General features: G+C 68.3%; 7 protein-coding genes. 1 reads left to right on the top strand and 6 read right to left on the bottom strand.

Features of this window, described 5'->3' with window-relative positions:
• Positions 1–149: 149 nt before the first annotated feature.
• The 6 genes from ACIRQH_RS06150 to ACIRQH_RS06125 form a co-directional block, all read right to left on the bottom strand.
• Positions 150–2,261 carry an Hsp70 family protein gene (locus ACIRQH_RS06150; protein WP_404224445.1) on the bottom strand — a complete coding sequence of 704 codons (2,112 nt, stop codon included), beginning with the start codon at positions 2,259–2,261 and terminating at the stop codon, positions 150–152.
• A complete protein-coding gene (locus tag ACIRQH_RS06145) occupies positions 2,258–2,869 on the bottom strand; it encodes a hypothetical protein (protein WP_404224443.1) in 612 nt (203 codons plus the stop codon). The genes ACIRQH_RS06150 and ACIRQH_RS06145 overlap by 4 nt, the downstream gene beginning before the upstream one ends.
• Positions 2,866–4,524, bottom strand: a complete 1,659-nt coding sequence (locus ACIRQH_RS06140) for a hypothetical protein (protein WP_404224442.1) — start codon at positions 4,522–4,524, stop codon at positions 2,866–2,868. The genes ACIRQH_RS06145 and ACIRQH_RS06140 overlap by 4 nt, the downstream gene beginning before the upstream one ends.
• Positions 4,521–8,576: an Eco57I restriction-modification methylase domain-containing protein gene (locus ACIRQH_RS06135; RefSeq protein ID WP_404224440.1), complete on the bottom strand. Its 4,056-nt coding sequence runs from the start codon at positions 8,574–8,576 to the stop codon at positions 4,521–4,523. The genes ACIRQH_RS06140 and ACIRQH_RS06135 overlap by 4 nt, the downstream gene beginning before the upstream one ends.
• Before the next feature lie 68 nt (positions 8,577–8,644).
• Positions 8,645–11,581: a DEAD/DEAH box helicase gene (locus ACIRQH_RS06130; protein WP_404224438.1), complete on the bottom strand. Its 2,937-nt coding sequence runs from the start codon at positions 11,579–11,581 to the stop codon at positions 8,645–8,647.
• A 29-nt stretch (positions 11,582–11,610) separates the two neighbouring features.
• A complete protein-coding gene (locus tag ACIRQH_RS06125; RefSeq protein ID WP_404224436.1) occupies positions 11,611–17,904 on the bottom strand; it encodes a protein kinase in 6,294 nt (2,097 codons plus the stop codon).
• A 335-nt stretch (positions 17,905–18,239) separates the two neighbouring features.
• Between ACIRQH_RS06125 and ACIRQH_RS06120 the strand changes: the two genes are divergently transcribed.
• Positions 18,240–21,998 carry a sigma-70 family RNA polymerase sigma factor gene (locus ACIRQH_RS06120; RefSeq protein WP_404224434.1) on the top strand — a complete coding sequence of 1,253 codons (3,759 nt, stop codon included), beginning with the start codon at positions 18,240–18,242 and terminating at the stop codon, positions 21,996–21,998.
• Positions 21,999–22,000: the final 2 nt, after the last annotated feature.

Below are 22,000 nucleotides of genomic sequence, written 5' to 3'. Positions count from 1 at the left end.
GCACGCTTGGGCAACCGAGTCCACGTCCTTGGCGAGCCGCTCGAGTGCGGCCGGTCCGGCCATGGCGTCTACACCCAATGGCTCGAGCAGGAGGGCCAACATCTCGGCCGCGAGTCTCGTCCTGTCATTCACTGCCGTGTCACTCACCACTATTCCTCGTGGGGGCGGTGGTATCGGAACTCGGGGAGCGGGCCAGGGCTCGGAGGAATCAGGGCCCGGGACTGCTGGGGCACCTCCGCTCGTACGATCCGATGGCGGGGCGGTACGCAGGTTCGCGGCGTGAAAACCCACATGCCCTGTGACAACGTGGCCCCGAGCACTCGCTCCGTGTCCCGCAACCAGGGATATCTGCCCTGCAGTTCGACGTAGTTGTCGTTGGTGACGACGGTTCCGTGAGTGTCCTCCGCGACCGCTGTGACAAGTGCGTCGCCCTTGCCCTCGGTTCCGGCCGGAGGCTGGATGAGGTCCCCTTTGCTGAGCGCCGCGTCCACTGCCGCACGTTCTTCCTCCGCGACCTTGTGCCTGAAAGTGGCGTCGACGACCACGTGGAGCACGGCGTCGGGGTACCGCGATGTCAGGGCGGCGCGGGCGGACAACAGTTGGGCGAAGGACGGCCGGTCGTCGCTGCCGTACACACCGGCTTGCCGCGGAGACCTGCCGATCCACGCCAGGTTGGAGCCGTCCACCACGAGCGCCGCGGGCGCTGGACCCGCGGCTCGCTTCCGGGCCTGTTCCGGCAGCGGTCTGGTGACCGTGTTTCCCGCGAGCAGATCCTCGAGTTCCTTGCGTACCGCCGGCGTCGGTCCACCAGAGCTGAAACTCTTGATCTCCTCGTTCAGCACCTCCTCGCCGGTGCGTTCAAGGGTCGCCTTGACATGCAGCAGCCCATTTGTGTCGTACGTGTACTCCAGGAGGAAGCGGGATTCCTCACGAGCCCGGGGGTCCCGATAGGTGAGTCGGAGGTCTGTCAACTGCACGTTGTCGGGGTCGTCCAGGGGCCGGTCCGGGTCACCCTCCCAGATCTCCACGGTGAGACTGCGGGCGTTGTCCCGACGAGGGGTGAAGTTCTTGCGCTCCTTCCACGGCAGCGGTGAGTTGCGCGGAATGATCTGCTTGAACGTTCGCTGTCCGGTGTCGTCTGTGACGACCGTGCCCAGGGCGTGGCTCGTCGCCACCTGGATCACACCGTCCGCCTTTCCCGACAGCACAGCTGCCGCGATGGAAGCGCCGCGGGCGACCGCCGTCATGGGATCGCAGACGTCGACCTCGACGGGCTGCTGCTGCATGACCTCGGCGACCGCCGCCCTGACGCTCGGGATCTGGCTCGTGCCCCCGATCATCAGCACCGCGTCCACGTCCAGAGGTGCCATGCGCAGATCGGTGAGGCACTGCTGGACGGGTGCGAGAGCACGGTCCACCAGGTCGGTGATGGCTTCCTCCAGCTCCTCCTGCCATACCTCGACGGTGTCACCGTCCGGAGTCCTGACAGTGACGGAGTCCTCGGAGGACAGGCGGATCTTGCTGCGTTCCACGTCCAGCCCGAACTGCCGCTCCTGAGCAGGCGTCCACGTCGATCGCGCCGGAGCCCGTTCGAGGACGAGGTCACGCAGACGGCGGTCGATCTCCAGACCACCCAGCTCGGTCACACCCCGTGACGCGAGCTCCTCGAAGAACCCGTCCTGGTAGTCGAGCACAGTGATGTCGATCGTGCCGCCACCCCAGTCGAAGACCAGGATGGTGGTGCGATCCTTTTGCAGCTCCTCTTGCAGATCGTGCGCGTACGAGATCGCGGCTGCCGTCGGCTCGTTGAGCAAGGCCAGGACCTGGATGCCCGCGAACTGCGCGGCGGCGCGTGTGCGATAGCGCGCGGCACCCGTGGCGTTGGCGGGCACGGTGATCACGGCCTGGTCGATGGCGGTGAGGTTGTGCTCCGCGCCTTTGCGCATGGCCTGGAAGACACCGGCGGCCACCGTGGTCGCCGCGAACCTGCGGCCGTGGATCGTGACGTACTCGTCGCTCTTGAGGAGTCGCTTGCAGGCCTCGGCCGCCTCTTCGGAGCGGAGCTTGGCCTCCCAGCCGAACAACGCTCCCCGGCGCAGCGAACTCATGCCCACCACTGATGGGAAGAGGTACTCGAAGCCGGGATGGCGCCAGTCGGCGTCGATATGGTGGGCGTCCAGCAACAGGACGTCGGCGTCGTCGCCCAGCCACTGGGCCACCACGGAGTTTGTGGTGCCGAAGTCGATCCCGGTGGCGGTCACATGCCCTCCCCGTGCGTCGCCTTGTCGTCCCCGGCAGAGTGGTCCCCTCCGTTTGCCGGCAGGCGGCGCAGTTGTCCGGAGAGCACCAGCTTGCCGGTGGCCTGGTCCACGTAGGCCGGACGCAACACCTCGAACGCCTCACCGTCGCCTTCCACCACCACGAAGAGCTCGCCTTCGCCGTCGGGCGCGTCCACACACCGCACGCCCTGGTCCAGCAAGGCGCTACGGATGCCCTTCCGAAGCGAACCGGCACTCTGGTTGGGCGCGCCGGCGAGCAGATCTACCTCGACCATCCGGGCCACGTACTCCTCCCGAGAGCGAAACGCCTCCAGAACGGCCTGGCGCAGGGCAGCCGTCACAGCGGCCTGTGTGGGTCGCTCCTCCTCAGGGAGAGTGGCTAGCAGGTTGGTCGCCCGCTCGGCGAAATGGGACAGCAACATGTGAGGGCTGAGCAGTTCCTCGGGGCGGTAGGTGCGTGGGGAGTCTTTGGGGACATCGGCCGCCGCCAGCCGCTTCTCCCGACGGTGTTTGAGGCCGTTGTTCCCCTTGGAGGTATCCCGGCTGGGGGCCGCTGTGGTCTTCCGCTGGCTGCGGGGCACCTTTTTCACTGTGTGTGCATCCTTGAGTTTCGATCGGGGCGCCGCGGGGTGTTGAGGAGGTGGGGCAACAGGTCGGCTACCGCACGCTGCCGCACGAGCACCTGGCTTTCGGAGGAGTGAGGCGTCGTCCGCCTGGTCAGCGGGGCCAGGGGCGGGACCAGCGTGACCGGCACCTCGTCCGGAAGCTCGAACACGCGCAAGTCGAGCGGTAGCACGAAGAAGCCGGACCAGTCCTCGTCGCGCTCGGCGTCTCTGATGCGTTTCATCGCGCTGTTGAGCCGCGCACTCGTGTCCACGTCGTGCACGTGCTCCCGGCGGAGGTTCCGGTACCGGGTCTCCCAGCTCGGCGCGCCGTGCGGCAGCCCGAGGTCCAGATAGGGGTTGGACGCTGCCGGTCTGTCGTTACGGGGAACTGCCCGCCGCTGCTCGACCATGCGGAGGTTGGACTCCGCCAACTCGTGCGATCCGCTGATCCCCTTCAGGACGACGACCGCGGCGTTCAGTTCCTCGCGGAGCAGCAGCGTGTACGCATGGAAGTTGAGGGCCTCGGCGCGGTAGGCCGGGTCAGCGGTCTCGAACGACTCCAACTTGTCTATCTGGGGCGACGCACGGGCGAGGTCGTTCAGGCACAGCAGGTCGTAGGCCTGGCGCAGGGCCATGAGCGCGTGCAGGGGTGACCGCGACGGGTTGACGGCTGCTTTGGGCTCCCACAGAGAGAAAATGAGCCGCCACAACCCCCTATCTTCCCATATGTCCCGGTCCCAGTTGCCGACATCGACCCCGTCCAGAAGTCGGCGGAGTCGGAGCACCAGATCGCGCGGCAACTTCCCTTCGAGCTCCTTCACCACCGAGGCATCGCCGTCGGCAACTCGCTCCAAGAGGTCGTAGACGTCGCCGGCCAGGGGCAGAGGCTCGCCACCGGCGAGAAACGCGTCCCGCCGCTGTCTAGCCGTCCACTTCAGCGCAGTTGCCTGCTCGGCGGTTACCTGATCGGGAACCAGCCGGGCCTTGAGGTACGCGTGCTCCGCCTCCTCGGCCCGGTACTGCCAGGGCTGGTGCTCGGGGCCGACCACCCCGGCGTCTATGAGGTCGTCGAGGACGCTCAACGGTATCCAGGGAAGCACAAGGGGCAGCATCCGAGGGGGGAAGGCGGCCGTACCTTCCGTCGCGAACGCACTGAGGAGGGCGAAGACCCCGGAGGGGTCCTCGCTCGCGGAGACGACGAGCGTGTCGTCGCCCGCTGTCAGGGCGGTGAGCCGTTGCTCCCCGACCTCGGACAGCCACAGGAAGCCGCCCGCGTGGACCGCCGTAAGCGTCGCTGTGACCGCGGTTTGGTCGGCCCGTTCGAGGACGGTCCGCACAGCAGGCAGCAGCCGGTCGTCCGGTTCGTCGCGCAGGGCGTCGGCCAGGGCGTCGTGGGCCGCGTCCTGTGCGAGGGGCGCGAGTTGTTGGAGCAGAGTGTGGGCCTGCAGTACCGCCTGGGATCCGAACACGCCCACTTTGCGCCACCTGCGTACGGTGAACCCGTCGACCCCCACGTCCGCGCTCTCGGCGTCCCGGCGCTCCCTGAGAGCCCTCAGCCTCTCCCGCTCCCGTGCGACCGCCTCGGCCCGCGCCCCCGACACCGGCTGCCCCGCCCCGTCGGCAGACGGCGGACTCGTCACTCTCCGGCTCTTTCGTGCCGGGGGCCGTGGCCCGGGGGCGGGGTGAGGGTGGAGGTGTAGTTCTCCCCGTCTACGAGCGGGTTCTCCAGGGTGAGGCCGGCGGCGGCCATGCGGTCGTACTCGGCGAGGATCAGTTCCTTGGTGCGGTAAGTCCCGTGCACCTTGGTGTCGTTGTCGCGGGTGACGTTGAAGGTGTCCAGGACGTAGGAGGCGTCGTCAGGGGACACGCCGTACAGGTGGAAGAACAGGGAGTCCAGCTCTGCTCGGATCCTCATCCGACGGTCAAGGTCCCAACGGAAGGGGGTACCCATGTCGCCGAGGTCTCGGGCGAAAGCTTGAATGTCGTGGGCGGTATACGCCAACTCAAGGACCCGCGACCTGATGAACGAGGCGTGAAGTGAGAGCTCTTGCGGACGCAGAAGCGGAAGCTGTTCAAACTGGAAGAAATTCAGATTCGAACCGCCGAGCTTCTGGCGGAGAACGTAGTCCAGGATCGTGGAAACGGTGTTGGCGTAGAGGAGTTCGGCAGGTTGGCCCACACCAGGCAACAAGATGTTACCTGAGTCGCCGAGGCCTGCCTTGGGGAACGCATAGGTGATCGCAGTTCGCTCATCGGCCGCCCGGCAGATTTTGCGGAATCCAATGATCCAATCTCGGTTCCAATTTTTGGCACAGAGTCGCGACTGGACGCCCGGCAGCTTGATCTCCTGGCCATGCTTGTCGAATTTCCCCGTGGGCACGTCCTGCTCAGGAACCCAATAGCGCGGCATCGGAACAGCGGCGGCATCCTGGTGCTGCTCCACACTGAGCCGAGGCAACGTGCCCTTGTTGAGCTGTTTCTCGGTGGCGCCCTCATACGTAGAGAAGCGGTGGTCGTAGTGGTGGAGCATCTTGGCCTCGTACAGAGGCAGCAGGCGTTCGTCCCCTCTCACCAAAACGTTGCCTTCCAGGCTCCATCCGTCCTTGAGGAGGTCCTCGAAAGTCTCATCCTGCCGTGCATCGGGACGGAACATGTGGGAGTCGTTCGCCATGTGGAACATGGTCATGAACGACACGCCCCATGGGTTGCCGTCCTTGCGTGACTCGTCGATGAGCACCGGAATCCGGTGGTAGATACCCAACGTGATCTCGGCATCCCGGCGCGTGCTGAAGACTGGGCATGTGCCGGTGTTGGGATTCATCCGGAGGATGTCCTCAGCCGTCAGCTGGTAGCGGCGCTCGGGAATCTGGTCGGCCTGGCGGACTTTGAACACCATCTGTGCCGGCTTGCTCCTGTCCCCGGTTCCGCGGAGGGCGAGCAGACAGAAGCGCATCTGGTTGTGGACTCCGGGGAAGACCTTGTCCTCGTTCTCGAAGTCGTACAGGGCGGCCAACTGGCCGCTGGTCACCAACTCCTTGAAGAAGTACTGCGTCGTTGCGTCCGTCGCGATGCCCGTTGGGACGATGACACCCGTGCGGCCGCGCGGACCGGTCAGCATGCGGTCAGTTTCGGAGAAGACGGCGTACGTGTTGATGTCGCCGCGCCCTGTGAGCGGATACCGGCCGCTGATTCGCAGGAAGTGACTCTCGCCCTCGGAGTGGCGCTTTGCGGCCTCGAACTCCTTGAAGAGGAGCTGTCCGTCAGGGTTCTCCTTCAGTTGCGCGATTGCGCCCTTCCGAGCCGCTGCGTTCGTTGCTTTGGCGATCTCGGGACTACGCTCGGCGAAGAACTCCTGCTCCTGAAGCTTGACCCGCTCCCACGGCGGGTTGCCCATCACGGCGTCGAAGCCTCCTGCCCAGCCTGTCTTCGGTTGCACGCCCGCACCCGACTTGGGCACTGAGAAGACTTCAGGGAACTCCAGGTGCCAGTGGAAGAAGCCGTACGCGTCGCGAAGCCGCAGAATTTCGGCGTGGGTGGCGTCCGGAACCGAGGTTCGGTCGTGACCACGCAGGGCCCGGAACAATTGGTCCGTCGGTGCTTCGGGTGCGTCCGGCTGTTTGGGCCAGACGAACGCGGCGCACCAGGCGTCGGCCGCGTGCAGGTCTTGGAGGTAGTCGGAGGACCCGACGTAGATGCGGTACGCAGATTCTTGGTCGCGGACCTGGGTGAGTGAATCGGCGGGAGCAGCTGTGATACGGCCCAGTTCGGCCGCGTAGCGGGTGTTGCCGACAGGAGCGGCGGTGTCGAACAGGAGCTCGTCCTGGCCGCCCAGCTGGGCGCGGTTGCGCCGCTGGAGATCGGCTGCGATCCCCTTTTCGTCCCCCTCGATGGGCTTGAAGGCATCGGTGGGGATGCCGCTGGCGAGAAGCTTCGGCGTTGCTCCGACCAGACCGTTGCCATGCTTGACGTGGGCGTCTAGGAAGCCCAGAGGTTTCCCCGGCTCCAGCGCCTCCAGCCACAGTGAGACCTTCGCCAATTCGACGGCCATAGGGTTGAGGTCCACGCCGTAGATGCAGCGGGCGACCACCTCGTGCAAAGCGTGGCGGACCGTGTCCAGGGTCGGCTCTGGATTGCGCTCTCGTACCGCAGCCACCTGCTTGGCGATACGCCGGGCCGCCGCGACCAGGAAGTGCCCAGAACCACATGCCGGGTCACACACCGTAATCGACAGCAGCTCGTTCACGATCGCGTCCGCCGGGTCGGTCGCCCCCGACTTTGACACCGCTTCCTCGCCCCGCTTTACCGCGCCCCAAATCACTGGCTCCAGCGTGGAGTCCAACAGGCTCTCGATCAGTGACGACGGGGTGTAGTAACTGCCAGTGGTCTTGCGAGTATTACCCGCGACCGCGATTAGCGTGAACGTACGGTCGGCCGTGCTGTGCTTCGGCTCCAGCTCCAGCAGGGACTCGTAGACGGAGCCCAGCTCCTCCGCGTCGAGATGCCGGTAGTCGACCGCCCGCCAGCGGCCGGAGCTTCCGTCCCGAACCTGCGACAGATGCCGTACGGCAGTCAGCAACGCCTCGTTCGACAGCTTCAGCCCACGCAGCGGGGCGTCCGCGTCCGTGTCGTTGAACAAGCCGCCGAGGCCGGGCAGGCCCAGCTCGGGGCGGCCCCTCTCGTCGCCGAGTGCCGTGAGGACGATGCCCAGCGCTTCGTAGAGGTCGCCGTGGGCCGTACCCCGCCGCTTCCTGGCGTGTGCGCGCAGTCGGGCCGACGAGAAGTACGCCTCGTACCGCTCGCGTGCCTGCGCATCCGCCTTCGGCGACAGCAGCGCGTCGCGGTCCTCGGCCACGAAGACGAACAACAGGCGGTAGACGAGCCGCAGAAGTGCGGCCTGGAGCGGCTTCGGGCGGACGTCCTCGCGCAGGTCCGTGTTCTCCGGGTGCCGGAGGAAGCCCGTACCGAGCGCGGTGATCGCATCCTGGACGCCCTTGCGGAGCTGGTCCAGGGCGCGGGTGCCGGAGGCGATGGCCTCCGTGCGCCACTTCTCCAGCCGGCACGCGGACGGCGGAGCGCCCTCTGTCACCTCGAACCGCGACACATGCAGCAGCCGGTACAGCAGCACGAACTCGCTGAACAGCTCGCCGTCGAAGATCGACTCTAGGTCGAACTCGACGTACGAGGCCGTGGCCAGCGCGCTGGAGTCGCGCAGCAGGCGGACCTGGCGGCCGTTGGTGAGGATGCCCCACAGGTGGGCTTCCGTGCGGTTCAGGCATTCCTGGAGCATCGACTGCGGCGGGACCGTGCCGGCGCCACCGAGGCGCTTGTCGAGGTCGGCGTTCCAGGCCGTCTGGTGGATGAGGGCGTGGCGCCAGCGGTGGGAGACCGGGAACTTCTTCTCCGCGTCCGAGTCGGCGGCGATGCCCGCCGAGCCGACCTGTGTCAGCGGTCCGAAGCCGAGCTCCCGCCAGAGCGGCGCCAGCCAGTCGGCCTCGGCGCGACCGGTCGGGTCGCCGGCGGGCTGGCCCGTCTCCCGGTCCTCGGGGAGGTGCTTGCGCAGATCGCGCCAGAGCGGCTTCAGGTACTCCCAACTGCGCTCGGCTTCGTCGCGCACCGAGCGGGAGGAGGGAAGGCCGTAGTCGGCCGGCTTCGAGCCGGGGACGTCCTTGCCCTCGGAGATCCGTACCAGCATGTCGGCGGGCAGCAGCCCTCCGACCGTGTGGACGGCGGTGAACACCTGGTGGCGGGTGGTGGCGGACATCAGGCGGACACTCCCGGAGCAGCGGCAGGAACGACGGGCAGGTAGACGTATACGCCGAGGATGTCGGCGGGCTTCTGCACGGTGACGGACAGGCCGCGGACGATCTCGCCGGACGCCTGGCGCACCCGGCGGTGCGAGGCGTCGAGTTCGGTGGCCAGTTCCTCGCCGTAGGACTCCAGATGGTCGGTGACATCCGGGAGTTGGGTGAGCAGGCGGGTCATCGTGCGCTCGGCGTAGTGCCGGTCCGTGCTCTCGGTGGCGGTCGCGTCGAGGAGGTCACGCGCCTGCTCCGGCGACAGCCACTCCGCCTTCCTCGGTGAACCCTCGAAGGCGATCAGTCGGGCGTCCTCCGCCACCACTTGCTTCTCACCGCTGCGGGAGGGCAGCGTGAGGTGGAAGCGGTAGCGGACGAGGAGCAGGGTGGTGAGGGTGCCGACCGCGTCCGTGGTGACCACGCCGCAGCGGCGGGCCGGGCGCGCCCCGTCGGCCTGGGTGTCCAGGGCGGCGTTCAGGACGTGGGACGCGAGGGCGCCCACGACCGGGTCCGTTCGCACCAGCGCCGCTTCACCCCTTGCCACCGCCGGGTTCGCGCGGAACGGGATCGGGCGGTCCTTCTCGATCACCTCCGCGCCGACCGTCGGCGCGAGGGCGTCACGAAGGCCGATGGGGGTGCCGCCGACTTGGGCGGTGAAGTTCTCGCCGTCGCCGCGGAGCACGGCGTTCAGGGCGCCCAGCGACTCCCGTACGAAGGTGTCGATCTCGCCCGCGCCGCCCAGCGCCTCGCGGATCGAGGCGACCTCGCGGGCCACCTCCTGCGGACGCACGGAACGCTGTGCGAACCGCGAACGCGAGGCCTTCTCGCGCTCGGCCGCCGAGTTCCAGTCGCTGTCCAGCTTCTCCGAACTCACCTTGAACGCGTCCGCGCTGAACAGCGCGTCCTGGTCGTCGCGGCCGCGCATCAGCAGCCACTCGACGATCGCGTCCGTGACGCCCGTCGACAGCTCGTCGGGTACGGAGACGGAGATGCCGAGGTCCTTCTTGATCTGGCGGTGCTTCTTGATGAGGACTTCGAGGACCTTGCCGTCGATGCCGTTGTCATCGCCGTACAGGGTGATGACACGGACCTGGTCCTTGCGCTGGCCGTAGCGGTCGACGCGGCCCTCGCGCTGGTCGTGGCGCGTCGGGTTCCAGGCCAGGTCGTAGTGGACGACGGCGTCGAAGTGCTGCTGGAGGTTGACGCCCTCGGAGAGACAGTCGGTGGCGATGAGGACGCGACGGGCGGCGGCGTCCGGGCCGGCCTCCTCGGCCAGCTTCTCGATGCGTTCGAGGCGCTGCTGCGGGGAGAGCGTGCCGGTGACCGCCTTCACGACGGTCTTGGCGCCCAGGGGCCCGCGCCGGCCGGACTCCTTGTCGTTCTCCAGCTGGGCGGCGAGATACTCGGCCGTCGGGATGTAGCGGCAGAACACGATCGGGTTGTGGCCGTCCGCGAGGAGCGCCTTGAGGTGCTTGATCAGTGCCTTGAGCTTCAGGTCCTTGGCCGGGCCCTCCAACTGCTCGGCGATGTCGGCGAGTTCCGCGAGGTAGGGCCGGCGCTCCTCGGTCGTCTCCGCGCCCGGCGCGACGTCCATGCCCTCCATCGCGTCACTGTCGGCCGCGTCGCTGTTGAGCGGGGCGCCGAGCTTGTCGGCCTCCTCCGCCGACGCGGCGATCGCCGCCGCCGAGCGCGTGCGCAGTGTCTGCGCGGCGGCGCGCGGGGACGACACCAGCGAGCGGAGCAGCGCGATCGCCGACCACCAGGCGATACGTGCCTCGCGCTTGCCCTGGCTGCCGGCCTCCTCCACGCGCTCACTCGCGTACGCGATCGCGTCGTCGAGCAGCGCCCGGTACTCGGGCGACAGCTTGTACGTCTCGTCCTTGAAGTAGCGGTCCGAGGGGAACGCGGTCCGCTCCGCGAGGGAGTCGTCGCTGAGGCCGTCCTCCTTGGTGAGGTACTGGCGTACGTCCGCCCGCTTGCGCGCCACGAAGTGCTGCGCGAGGAGCTTCCTGCCCGTCTCCGAATCCAGGCTCACGTGTGCCAGTTCGGGCTTGACCAGGCCGAGGAGGTTGCGGAACGCGGATTCCTTGCCGCTGTGCGGCGTCGCCGTGACGAGCAGCAGGTGCCGGGTCTCGTCCTGGGAGACGCGGCGCAGCAACTCGAAGCGGAGCTGGTTCTGCGAGGCCGTCGAGCTGTCATCGGCGACCACGCAGGTGTGCGCCTCGTCGACGATCACCAGGTCGGGGCAGTGGCGTACGAAGTCGTCGCGGTGGCGCGGGGACTTGATGAAGTCCGTCGAGACGATGACGTACGGGTACTTGTCGAAGAGAGACTGGCCCAGGTCCAGGCCGCGTTCGAGGCGCGAGACCGTCGAGGAGAGGACCAGCTCCGCGTCGATGCCGAACTTCGTGCGCAGCTCCTGCTGCCACTGCTCGGCGAGTGCGGGGGAACAGAGCACGGCGAGGCCCGTCGCCTCGCCCTGCGCGAGGAGTTCGCTCGCCACCAAGCCCGCCTCGATCGTCTTGCCGATGCCGACGTCGTCGGAGATCAGCATCCGGACCGTCTTCTGGCGCAGCGCCATCAGGAGCGGCACGAGCTGGTACGCGCGCGGCTCCACCGCGATGCCGGCCAGCGAGCGGAAGGGGCCCGCGCCGGAGCGGAAGCCGACCCGCAGTGCCGTACGCAGCAGGCTGGCCGCCCGCTGGTCACCGAGGTCGCTCGGCTCCGGCGGCGCGAACTTCGCCTCGTCGACCGTCTCGAACGCCGGGAACACGGCGGCGATGTCGTCGTCCGAGCCGCCCAGCGGACGCAGCACGAGCAGATCGGGTTTGCTCTCGGGGAGCACCACCCATTCGCGGCCGCGGGCCTTCACCAGGGAACCGGCGGAGTACGTGAGTGCCATGTGAGTCTTCAAGTCCTCTGGATGGGCGGTCAGTTGGTGGACGGAGAGCCGAAGTAGCGGGAGTTGGTGTCTGCGATGGCGTCCCAGTCGGCGCCGTGTGCGAAGCGGATGACGTCCCAGCGGGCGTTGAACAGGCGGTCCTCGGCGTCCTCGTCCCGGAAGGTGTCCTGTTCCTTGGCCGGCGAGTCCACGAAGACCGCCACGTTCACACCGGGCAGGCGGTACACGTAGTCGGGAGTCGCCATCGCCTCGGTGAGGAACGAACCCGGTTCGTCCGGCAGCCGCAGACCGCGCGCCTTCGCCCAGCCCAGGAAGTCGCCCTGAGCCGCCAGTTCGGCCGCCGAGGTCTCGACCGGCGTCGGCTCGGCGGGGGAAGCCTGGTCGAGCAGGCGCCGGTACTGCTCCGAACGGGACTCGCCCCGCGACTCCCGTCGGGCCGTCGCCGTCGCGAGCCGCACCAGCAGGTCCCGCACCGAGTGGCGGTTGATGAGGGCGTGGTTGAGCTGGTTGCCGTATGTCAGGAGACACTCGTAGCAGCCGAGTGCGCACGGCCGGTCCGGATGCGGGCCGCCCAGGTCGTTGCCGTCCGCGTCGAAGTGGCAGATGTCGAGAGCGCGTACGGCCGCCTTCGCGAGAGCGTCGTCCTCCGCCTGGAGGCGGCGCAGCACACCCGCGCCGCCCTCCGCGGCCTCCGTGAACAGGATGCGGTCGCGGGGCCCGTCGTCCGGCGGCAGCAGCTCGCTGGACAGCTCGGCGTCCTCCAGCTCGAACGCGGCCTCGATACCCCGCTCCAGGGCGTACATCAGGGAGACCGCCACGGGCTCCGGCAGGGGCTCGTCGAGCGTGACCACGAGGATGTTGCGGCGGTCCTCCACATACGGGATGACCCGCTTCTTGCGGCGCTTCTCGTTGCCGTCCGTATCGATCACGGGCAGCTCGCTGGAGTCGCCGGACGCCTCCGACGCATCCTTGTCGTTCATCCAGCGGCCGTCCGCGAGGTCCAGCCAGTAGCCGGCCGGCTCGTCGTTCTTGGCCCGCACCCGGCCGGTGTTGGTGATCCGGACGGTCGCCGAGTCGCCGTACGCGACATCGGCGAGAGGCGAGCCCGCCGCGTCGGCGATCGCCGCGTTCAGGCGGCCCTTGCGGGTGCCGTGGTCCTGGAAGCGGTACGACGTCTCCAGCTTGAAGCCGGCGCGGCGCCGCTCCTCCTCGTCGGACGAGATCCGCTCACGGCGGGTCGTGTAGACCGTGTGCAGGTGCAGCAGGCCGTACGTTGCCGAGCCCAGCGGCTCGTTGCACATGGCGCAGCGGTCCTCGAGCTGTTCCGGGTCGTGGTGGTAGCCGCACTGCGCGCAGCGGCGCGCCTCGCTGGTCGCCAGCTCGCCCGAGGAGTCCGGCGGCAGCTGGATGCGGGTCACCTGGTAGCGGGCGCCCTCGTGGTAGATCAGCGCACCCGGCCCGAACTCGCGGATCGCGAGGAAGCGCGGACGCTGGAGGTAGTCGCCGTCCCCGCGACGGCGGCCGACGGTCGGGATGTACGCGGCGAGCGGGAGCCGCGGGAAGCTGTAGCCGGGCAGGAAGCCCTCGGACGCCAGGTAGCGGTACGGGTTGAAGTCGGAGAGGACCGACTTGCTGTCGACGCTCTCGTTCATCAGCAGGTTCAGCTGCGTCTCGGCCTCACGGCGGCGGGCGTTGGCGCGGATGCGGTCGCCCTCGGTGAGGCTGTAGTCGAGGCGGCGCCGGTTCTGGATGTACTGGTCGTCGAGCGCGGAGCGGAACAGCTGCCGCCACCGGTCGAAGGCCCGGTCGAAGCGGGTCGCCACGGTCCGCACGCGGTCCTGGATCCAGTCGTCGTGCCACCACGTGGTCTCGGCGAAGTCGGGCAGCAGCGGGCCGAGGACACGCAGAGCCGCGTCGACCGTGCGGCGCCGGGCGCTCTCGTCGAGGGAGGCCGCGAGGATGTCCGGCAGCAGCTCCAGAGCGGGGCTCGGGCGCTCACCCGTCTCCGGGTACGACACGTCGAGCACCTCGGGGACGGCGCGGCCCAGCTTCAGGCCGGCCTCCGCGATCCAGATGCCCTGGAGGTGCGAGAGCACCAGGTCCTCGTTCGCGAGGTCGAGGCGCGGCGGCGCGACGGCGCCCGCCACCATGCGCTCCGAGCGACGGAAGTAGTACTGGTCGTGGCTGTTGCCCGTCGCGCAGTAGGTGGTGACGAGGGCGGGCTGGCCACTGCGGCCAGCGCGGCCCGAGCGCTGCGCGTAGTTCGCGGGCGTGGGCGGCACGTTGCGCATCATCACCGCGTTGAGCTGGGAGATGTCGACGCCCAGCTCCATCGTCGGCGAGCAGTAGAGCAGCTTCAACTCGGCCTTGCGGAAGGCCTCTTCGCGCTGCTCCCGCTCCTCGGGCGAGACCTGCGCGGTGTGCTCGCGCGCGAACAGGCCGGACAGGGCGCCTGCCGCGTCGCGGTACAGGTCGCGGAAGAAGGTGTTGACGCGCGGGCCGTCGCCGCTCTGGTAGGTGCGGGTGAGCGGGTCGTGCGTTCCCCGCTCGCCCTTGCCCGGGCACCAGATGAGGGACTGCGCGGCCACCCGGTACCCGGTCGCGGACGGGGCGGAGGACCTGCGGTAGCGGCCCGCGCGTTGCGGGGCCTCGGTCACCTCCTTCACCAGTCCGGCCTTGGCCAGAACCTTCAGCAACTCCTCGATGACCAGCTGGAGATCGACCGGGTCAAGGTTCTTGAACGAGGTGTCCGAGCGCCGCAGGTACTTGCCGAACTTGCCGCGGGCCGAGAGGAACAGGGCCGAGCGGTCCATGCCGGGGCGGGAGGGGTGCGGATAGGCGGTGCCGACCTTCGGCTTGTCCGCGGCGGACAGTATCCACGGGTCTATCAGCCGTTCCTCGCTGGCCCGCTGAAGCGAGTCGAAGTCGTCACGGAAGTACGAGACGTCGATGGCGAGAGAGCGGCGCATCTCATTGAGCAGAGCCTTCACGACCTCCGCCCGCAGCGCCGGGTCGGCATCACGCAGCGCCTCGTGCGTGTTCGCCCACCGGTCCTGCTTGGCCGCCACCCACTCCAGGTCCTCGTAGCCGATCTCCAGCAGACCGGTCTGCTCCAGGTTCGGCATCGTGATGCGCCAGCCGCGCTCCAGGTCCAGATACAACCGGAACGCGATCACGTCGCGGAGCGTCTTGGCGGCGTTACGGGCGAGGGAGGGCGGCAGATCGCTCTCGCCGGTGTAGTCGGCCGGGTCGATGGCGAGCGCGCTCGTCACCGCCGAGGCCAGTTCCTCGTGGTGGACGCCGTCCTCACCCGCGTCCAGCGCCGCCCGGTACAGGGCACCGCGCAACTGCGTGATCTGCACGAAGTCGTTGAAGTGCCCCGCCTGGAGGGACGCGTCCTGTCGGTTGTCGACGAAGGTGAGGAGCTTGCGCGCCTCCTTGTCGAGGACCTCCTCCGGCACCGACTTCAGCGATCGCACCACCGAAGCCGAGATCAGCGAGGTCGCGGAGGAGCGGCCCTCCTGGTCGAGCGTCGCCAGCTTCGCGAAGTCCCGGCCGCGCGTCTGCTCGTACGCGACACCGCAGTGCAGACAGAAGAGGAAGGGCGAGGGGATGAACGCGGCCTGGAGCTCGCCGCTCCCTTCGCGGCCGAGCGGATCCACCGTGACGGCGCGCGGCACGCGGTCTCGGTACGACTTCTTCACGACCTCCTGGCCCTTGTCGTCCAACTCCAGCCAGGACTCGGGCAGCCGGCGGTCGTCCACGGCGTACTGGACGTTCGACGGCCACGCCCGCTCGTGGTCGACGTACAGATAGCCGTCGCCCTGCCGGCCGCCGGTCGCGGAGGTGTCCCGGCGCGCCTCGTACCGGACGTCACCGTCCTTCTCCGTGCGCCACACGGTCAGATACTCCTGGCCGCACTCCCGGCAGAACGCCAGCGGCATCAGCAACTTGCCGTTGCTGCCCGGCTGTTCGAGCTGGTACGAGCGGGTGAGATGGCGCGAGAGTTTGTCCTCCAAGGTGACGTACACGGTGTCGCCCTTGGAGAGAAACTGGTGCAGCCGGAACGCGAACAGCGGCCGCTCGGTCACCGGGTGACGTGCCTGTGAGCCTGCTTCCAGGGTGGCACGGATGGCAGCGACACACTGGTCCTCGGCGACCCCGGACTGCTCGTGCAGCTCCTTCGCCGCCACCTCGATCTTCGTGGGGTGCTGACGGATCAGACGTCCCGTGACCTCGTCGGTGGCCAGGCCGAAGCGCGTTTCGATCCAGCGGGCCAGCGGGTCTCGTACGAGGTCGTCGTAGGCGCGAGGGGCGGCGGGGGAGTTGAGGCGCTCGACGGGAACGGCATCGGGTGTTTCGTGGGTCGCGCGGACCAGGGTCTCGCCGATGACGTGCTCGGGGCGCACCGGCGTACCGAACAGGGTGCTCGCCACTCCGGCGACGACCTTCTTCTGGTCGTCGAGAGTGCCCTCCGTAGACATGGTGGCCGAGGTGCCGATGCACTGAAGGTCCTGTGCCTGGCAGGCCTCGCGGACCCGGCGGATCAGCAGAGCGACATCGGCGCCCTGACGGCCGCGATAGGTGTGCAACTCGTCGAAGACCAGGAACTCAAGGCCCCGTGCCATCTTGATGAGGCTCGCCCGGTCGGCGGGGCGGGTCAGCATCAGTTCGAGCATGACGTAGTTGGTGAGCAGGATGTCCGGCGGGTTGTCGCGGATCTCCTTGCGCTTCTCGTCGTCCTCCTGGCCCGTGTACCGGGCGAAGGTGACCGGCTCGCGTCCCGCGCCGTAACCGTCGCGCAGGTACTTCTCCAGCTCCTTGAGCTGGCTGTTGGCGAGCGCGTTCATCGGGTAGACGATGATCGCCCGTACCCGCTTCTCGGCCTTGGGCCCTTCGGCGTCGCGGTCGTGCAGCACCTTGTTCACGATCGGCACGATGTAGGCGAGCGACTTGCCCGAGCCGGTACCCGTCGTCAGTACGTACGAGGCACACGACTTGGCGGCGTCGATGGCCTCGCGCTGATGCCGGTGCAGTGTCAGCGGACGACCGTCGGGAACCGTGCCGCCCTCGGTCTTCTTCGCCTGGAAGATACGGGCGCACTCGTCGTGGAGGACCTTCTGGCCGGCGAGTTCGACCACCGTGCCGCCGCCCTGGAAGAACGGGTTCAGCGACAGCCAAGGGTCGGGCCACTGCGACTTGTTGTTGAGGTCGTCCTCGACGAACGCCGAGATGCGGTCGTCACGGATGACAGTGCCGCCCTCGGTGAAGGAGCGATAGTCCTTGATGAGCGTGCGGTGGACGCCGAACACGTCCATTCCCGCGCCGGAGGCGGTGACCGGCACCGGCTTAGCCGCCGTAGGCTGCTGTGTGGGGGCTTGGACCGCAGAGCCGGCCAATGGGCGGGTGGGATCCAGCGCACTCCAGTGCGGCAGCGGCGAGGTGCCGCCGTCCTGTTGGGCCAGGGGAACCAGCGCCTCACGTACGGCGACGGCGTCGGCCGGACGGGCTGCCGGGTCCTTGGCGAGCAGTCGGTCGACGAGCCGGATGAGCTCGGTGGGAATCTCGCTTCGGATGACGGTGATGGGCGTCGGGTCTTCGCGCGTGTGCTTGGCGGCCAGCTCGAAAGGGGACTCACTCGTGAACGGGGGTACGCCCACGAGCATCTCGTAGAGCACGCAGCCCAATGCGTACAGATCGGCGGCCTGCGTGACCTGCTTGGCCTCGAACTGCTCCGGAGCCATGTAGCGGGCGGTACCGACGCTGACCCCCGTGCTGGTCAGCCGTGCCTCGTCCGGGTCGTCGACGATGCGGCCCATGCCAAAGTCGAGGACCTTGACGATGCCGCTCTGGGTCAGCATGACGTTGGCGGGCTTGAGATCGCGGTGGACGACTCCGGCGGCGTGGGCGGCGGCGAGGCCCGACGCGATCTGGGCTCCGATGGCTGCGACCCAGGTGATGGGGAGCTGCCGCTCCTCCTCGATGAGATCGCGCAGCGTCTCGCCGCTGAGGAGCTCCATTGCGAGGTAGGGCAGGCCGTCATGGTCCTCTGCCACCCCGCCGTCGATGATCCGCGTGAGGTTGGGGTCGTCGAGGCGACGCATGATGCGCACTTCACGGGCGAAGCGTTCGGCGGCTTTGGGGTCGGCGGCGGTGTCGATGCGGGTGCCCGTGCGGCGGCGCAGGATGGTCTTGACGGCGACCGTTCGCCCGGAGGTGCCTTCGGCGGCCTGGAGATCCTCGGCCCGGTGAACTTCTCCCATGTTGCCCTTGCCGATGACGTGCCCGATGCGGAACCTGCCGCCCAGCAGCTCCTGGCTCACCGCTGCTCCCCTCGCTTTTGCCGTCTCGTACCCGCATCCGCGCGGGGTCCCGGGAGTGGAAGGTGCCCCCTGCACTCTTTGCCGCACAGCTCATCGTGGCAGAGCGGGAGTGTGGCGTCCGCCACTGTACACGACATCGGGGCCATTAAGTGCGTGTCAATCCGTTGACATTGTCAACGCGCCACATCTAGGCTTGCGCTGCTGTCTCGTAGGGGGTGGGGCGTGTGAGAGGTCGGTCCGTGAGGGGTCATGGCGCGCCGCAGGGTTCGCCTGGGCCGGACTCCGGGGGTGTGTCCGGGGCTGGTTCGTTGGGTGAGAGTGATCGTGGGCCGGGGTTGAAGGCTGCCCTGGCGGAGCTCCTGGCCCGGCTTCGGCGTGCGACGGTCGACGGCGTCGTACCGGAATCCGTGTTCGTGACGCACGCCGGCGCACTGGGGCTCGGCGGCGTCGAGCGGGAGCGGCTGCGGGAGGAGCTGGCCAGGCTTGGGCTGCCCGTCCGCGGTGCGGCTGTGCATGCAGGTGGTGACAGTCCAGATGTGGAAAAGGTTGCACGAACCGGTGAAGAAATTGTGTGCGATTCCGGCTCGCTCTCTGTTGATACCGCCCGCGTCCTGCTGAAGCGGTACGTCGACTCCGAGGGGTATGTGACCCCGCGCGCGGTGGACGGCGTGGCACGGTTGGCCGGACTGAATCCGTCGGACGCCGCTGCACTACGGACGGCGGCGCGAATCCGTGGCGAGGCCGCCACGTCGGCGGACGCGCGTGTGGAGGCCGGAAGCGTGATGCTCGAAACCGGCGCGGCAGTCCGGGGAGCCGACGTCTCGGGGGCAGACCTCACTGATCTCGACGACGGCCAAGGCTACGAGTCGGCGGGGCTGGCTGACGAGGAGCCCTTCCCTTTGTCGGGAGGAGCGATCGGCACGGATGTCGGGGACCTCGAGGCCGCTGTGGCCGTCGCCATGGCCGTACTCGAGAGTGACCGGCTTCGGCTACGGCCTGACACGCATCTGCTGACAGCTGAGGCAGAGGTCGGACTTGCTGTACTGGTCCGGGGCGGACCGGGCCATGTGGCAGAGGAAGCCGACGACGAGACTCTGCGCAGCCTGTCGGCCGACAATCTCCGGATCCGCGCGCGGGACTGCTTTGTCCTGCACAATCAGCGGCTCGTACACAAGATGGTTCCTCGGTATCTGGATCAAGGTCTGGACTACGACGACCTGTTCCAGTACGGCGCGTTGGGGCTGATGCGGGCGGCGCGTAAGTTCGACCCGGCCAGGGGCTTCAAGTTCTCGACGTACGCGACCTGGTGGGTCCGCCAGTCGATCGCCAGGGGCATCGCGGACGACGGAGCCGTTATCCGTATCCCCGTCCATATGCATGAACAGATCCGCAGGGTGGCTCTGGCGGAGCGCACCCTCGCGATGCAGGGGCGGCCTGCCGGAGTCGCCGATGTGGCTGTGCACTGCGACATGACTATGAAAAAGGTCGAGGAAGCCCGGCGGCTGAGCCGGCGCACCGACTCCCTCGATCGCGTCGTTGGAGACGGGGTCACCCTGGGCGACTTCATCGGTTGGACGAACCCCCTGCCGCCGGTGGACAGGGGTGTACTGGACGCATGGCTCCTGGAAGCAGCGCTCACGATCGTCGACAACTTCACCGAGCGTGAGGCGCGCATCCTTGTCCGACGCCTGGGCCTGGACCGGGACGAACCCTCGACTCTGGATGAACTGGGGCGGGAGTTCGGTGTGACTCGGGAACGCATCCGGCAGATCGAGTCCAAGACCCTGGTCGCCTTCAGAGACCGGCTGAGGACTACGGGCCTCACCGACGCGTATCGGCACGAGGGCGGCCGGGAGTCCGATCCTGAAGCCTCCACTGACACTCCATCACCTGGAGCGGTGGAACCGCATGCGCAAGCGAGGGTCCAGAAGCGGGGCACAGGGGAGAAGCGCGTGCGTGCCGTACTGCCCGTTCTCGCGCCCCAGGAGGCTTCGGGTGAATCCGACCCGCAGTCGGCTGAGGCGACAGCGGCGCCAGACGGTGAACGCCATGGCCAGGACATGCTGGCCCACCCCGGCGAGTGCTCCGCAGACGGCGACGGGGTGCCGGAATTTGCGGCGGATACGCGGTCGGAGATTCTCTCCGTTCCCGGACCTGCCCCGGAAGAGGCGGTGTACCTGCGCTTCGAGGCGCGCCCGGATGATTCCGGGCCGCTCATGGCGCAGGCTTCGGGGGTAGGGCTCACCGGGCCCGAGGTCACACCGGGGCAGGTTCAGAGGCCGAGTGTGGAGCCGAGGGGGGAGGCTGAGGCTGAGCGTCCGAATGCGGCGCAGGCTGGCACCGAGGTGAGCGGGGCTTCCGTGCCCGAGCTGGTGGGCGTGCCTGCGCAGTACACGGCGGACTGGCAGCGAGCGCTGCGGATGCCGACCGGCCTCGGCGAGGGAGTGGCGTGGCTCGCCGAGTACGCGCTGCTGGCGTTGGGACATGCCCAGCTCACCGTTCTGCTCGGCTCGTCCTCGGCCGAGGACGTCGTGCGTGCCGTGCGGGACAGGGCGGCACTCGACAGGCCTGTGATCACAGCCCTGGAGGTGCTGAGGCGGGTGTGCGACACAGTGAAGGAGTTCGGGTTCCGGCCGGAGGAATTCTTTGAAAGGCCCGCCGCAGCCCTCGTCGGCGTGACCCCGCGTGCCTATCTAGCAGCCAAGCCCCTGGTGTTGAGCGAATCGCGCCTGGCCGTACGTGATGCATTGCGGGAGTTCGCCGCTGAGGTGCCCAGTTCCGCCGGGAGGACGACGGGCGCCGTTGGTCCAGGGGAAGAACCCGCGAGGGGGTCCCGCTCGCATACGCTTCCGGAATCCCGGAACAGAGCCCAGGCGCATGCGGGCGCCTCGCCGGACGACGAGGATTCGGCAGCCTCGCAGGATGACACACGGGCGGATAGGCGTAGCACGGTGCTGGAGGCGCCGAAGGTACTGGGCGAGAGCCGGCCTGAATGGGTGCGGGTGGATGGGCCCCTTGAAGCCGATCAAGACCAGGCAGGAGCACACGTCACTGTCGTCCTGGAAGGCGATCCGCTCCGGGAGGCCACGGTCGGCACGCAGTCATCGCCGATCGTAGCGGGCACTGGCTCGGTAGAGCGCGCCGGCACCGACGCCTCAACTGTCCAGGATCAACCTCTCTCCGCTGTGGACGGCGAGCGCCGAACGATGAATGCCTGCACTCCGCGGGAAGTGCCCCCGGCTGGGACCGCACACCCTGGCAGCGGGCGGGACAAGGTGACGACGGACGACCGCGCTGAACAACGTCTCATCGACGTACGCCGTGCGTACGAAGCCGAGTTGACACGGCTACGGGACGAAGCGAGACGGAACCTCGCCGACGCCCAGCAATCTGCTGAACTGCGACGCGCCGCTGCCCTTTCGGAGACCGAACAGCAGCTCGACGCTCTGGAGGAGACGCTGCTGCACCGCGTGGACAGGGCTCTGCTCCGCAGAGAGGTGTGTCTCCAAGCGCAGGCCGAGGAGCGGATCGCGCGCCTCAAAGGCAAGCATCGTGAGGAACACCAGACCCTGGTCGATCGCGCTGAGCACGCCCTGCAAAAGGAACGCGCCGCACGTACCGCCTTGGCCGCGGCCATCGAGCGCGCCTCGCGGGCAGAGCAACGGGCGCAGAATGCCGAACAGATCGTTGATTCGTTCGAACTGCTCGCGAGAGGCGCGGAACAAAAGGCGAGCGCGGCCGAGGAACGGGCAGCGGCGTTCGACCTGCGGGCGGACGAAGCCCAGCGCAGGACGGCGGAGACCGGCCAGCGGCTGCGGCAGTATCGAGAAGAAGGGGAGGCCCGCATCGCGGGCCTTGAGTATCGACTGAGTCAGGCAGAGTCCCTGCTCGCCGAACGCGACGGGGAACTGCACGCGGCCAGGTGGCAGGCAGCGGGTCAGGCTGAGGCGGCTGAACAGCGGGCTGCGGTGCGGATTGCCCAGGCTGAGCACGATGCCTGGGCGCGCATCACCGAATTGCAACAACAGCTCGCCGTCGAACGTGAAGCCGCGGCCAACCGCTCCATGCTCCGGGATCGCTGGCGCCGGTCCTGACC

Source organism: Streptomyces sp. NPDC102279 (genome assembly GCF_044766365.1).
Taxonomy (GTDB): domain Bacteria; phylum Actinomycetota; class Actinomycetes; order Streptomycetales; family Streptomycetaceae; genus Streptomyces.
Note: the sequence above shows the minus strand (reverse complement) of the source record. Positions and strands in the feature narration are given on the sequence as shown.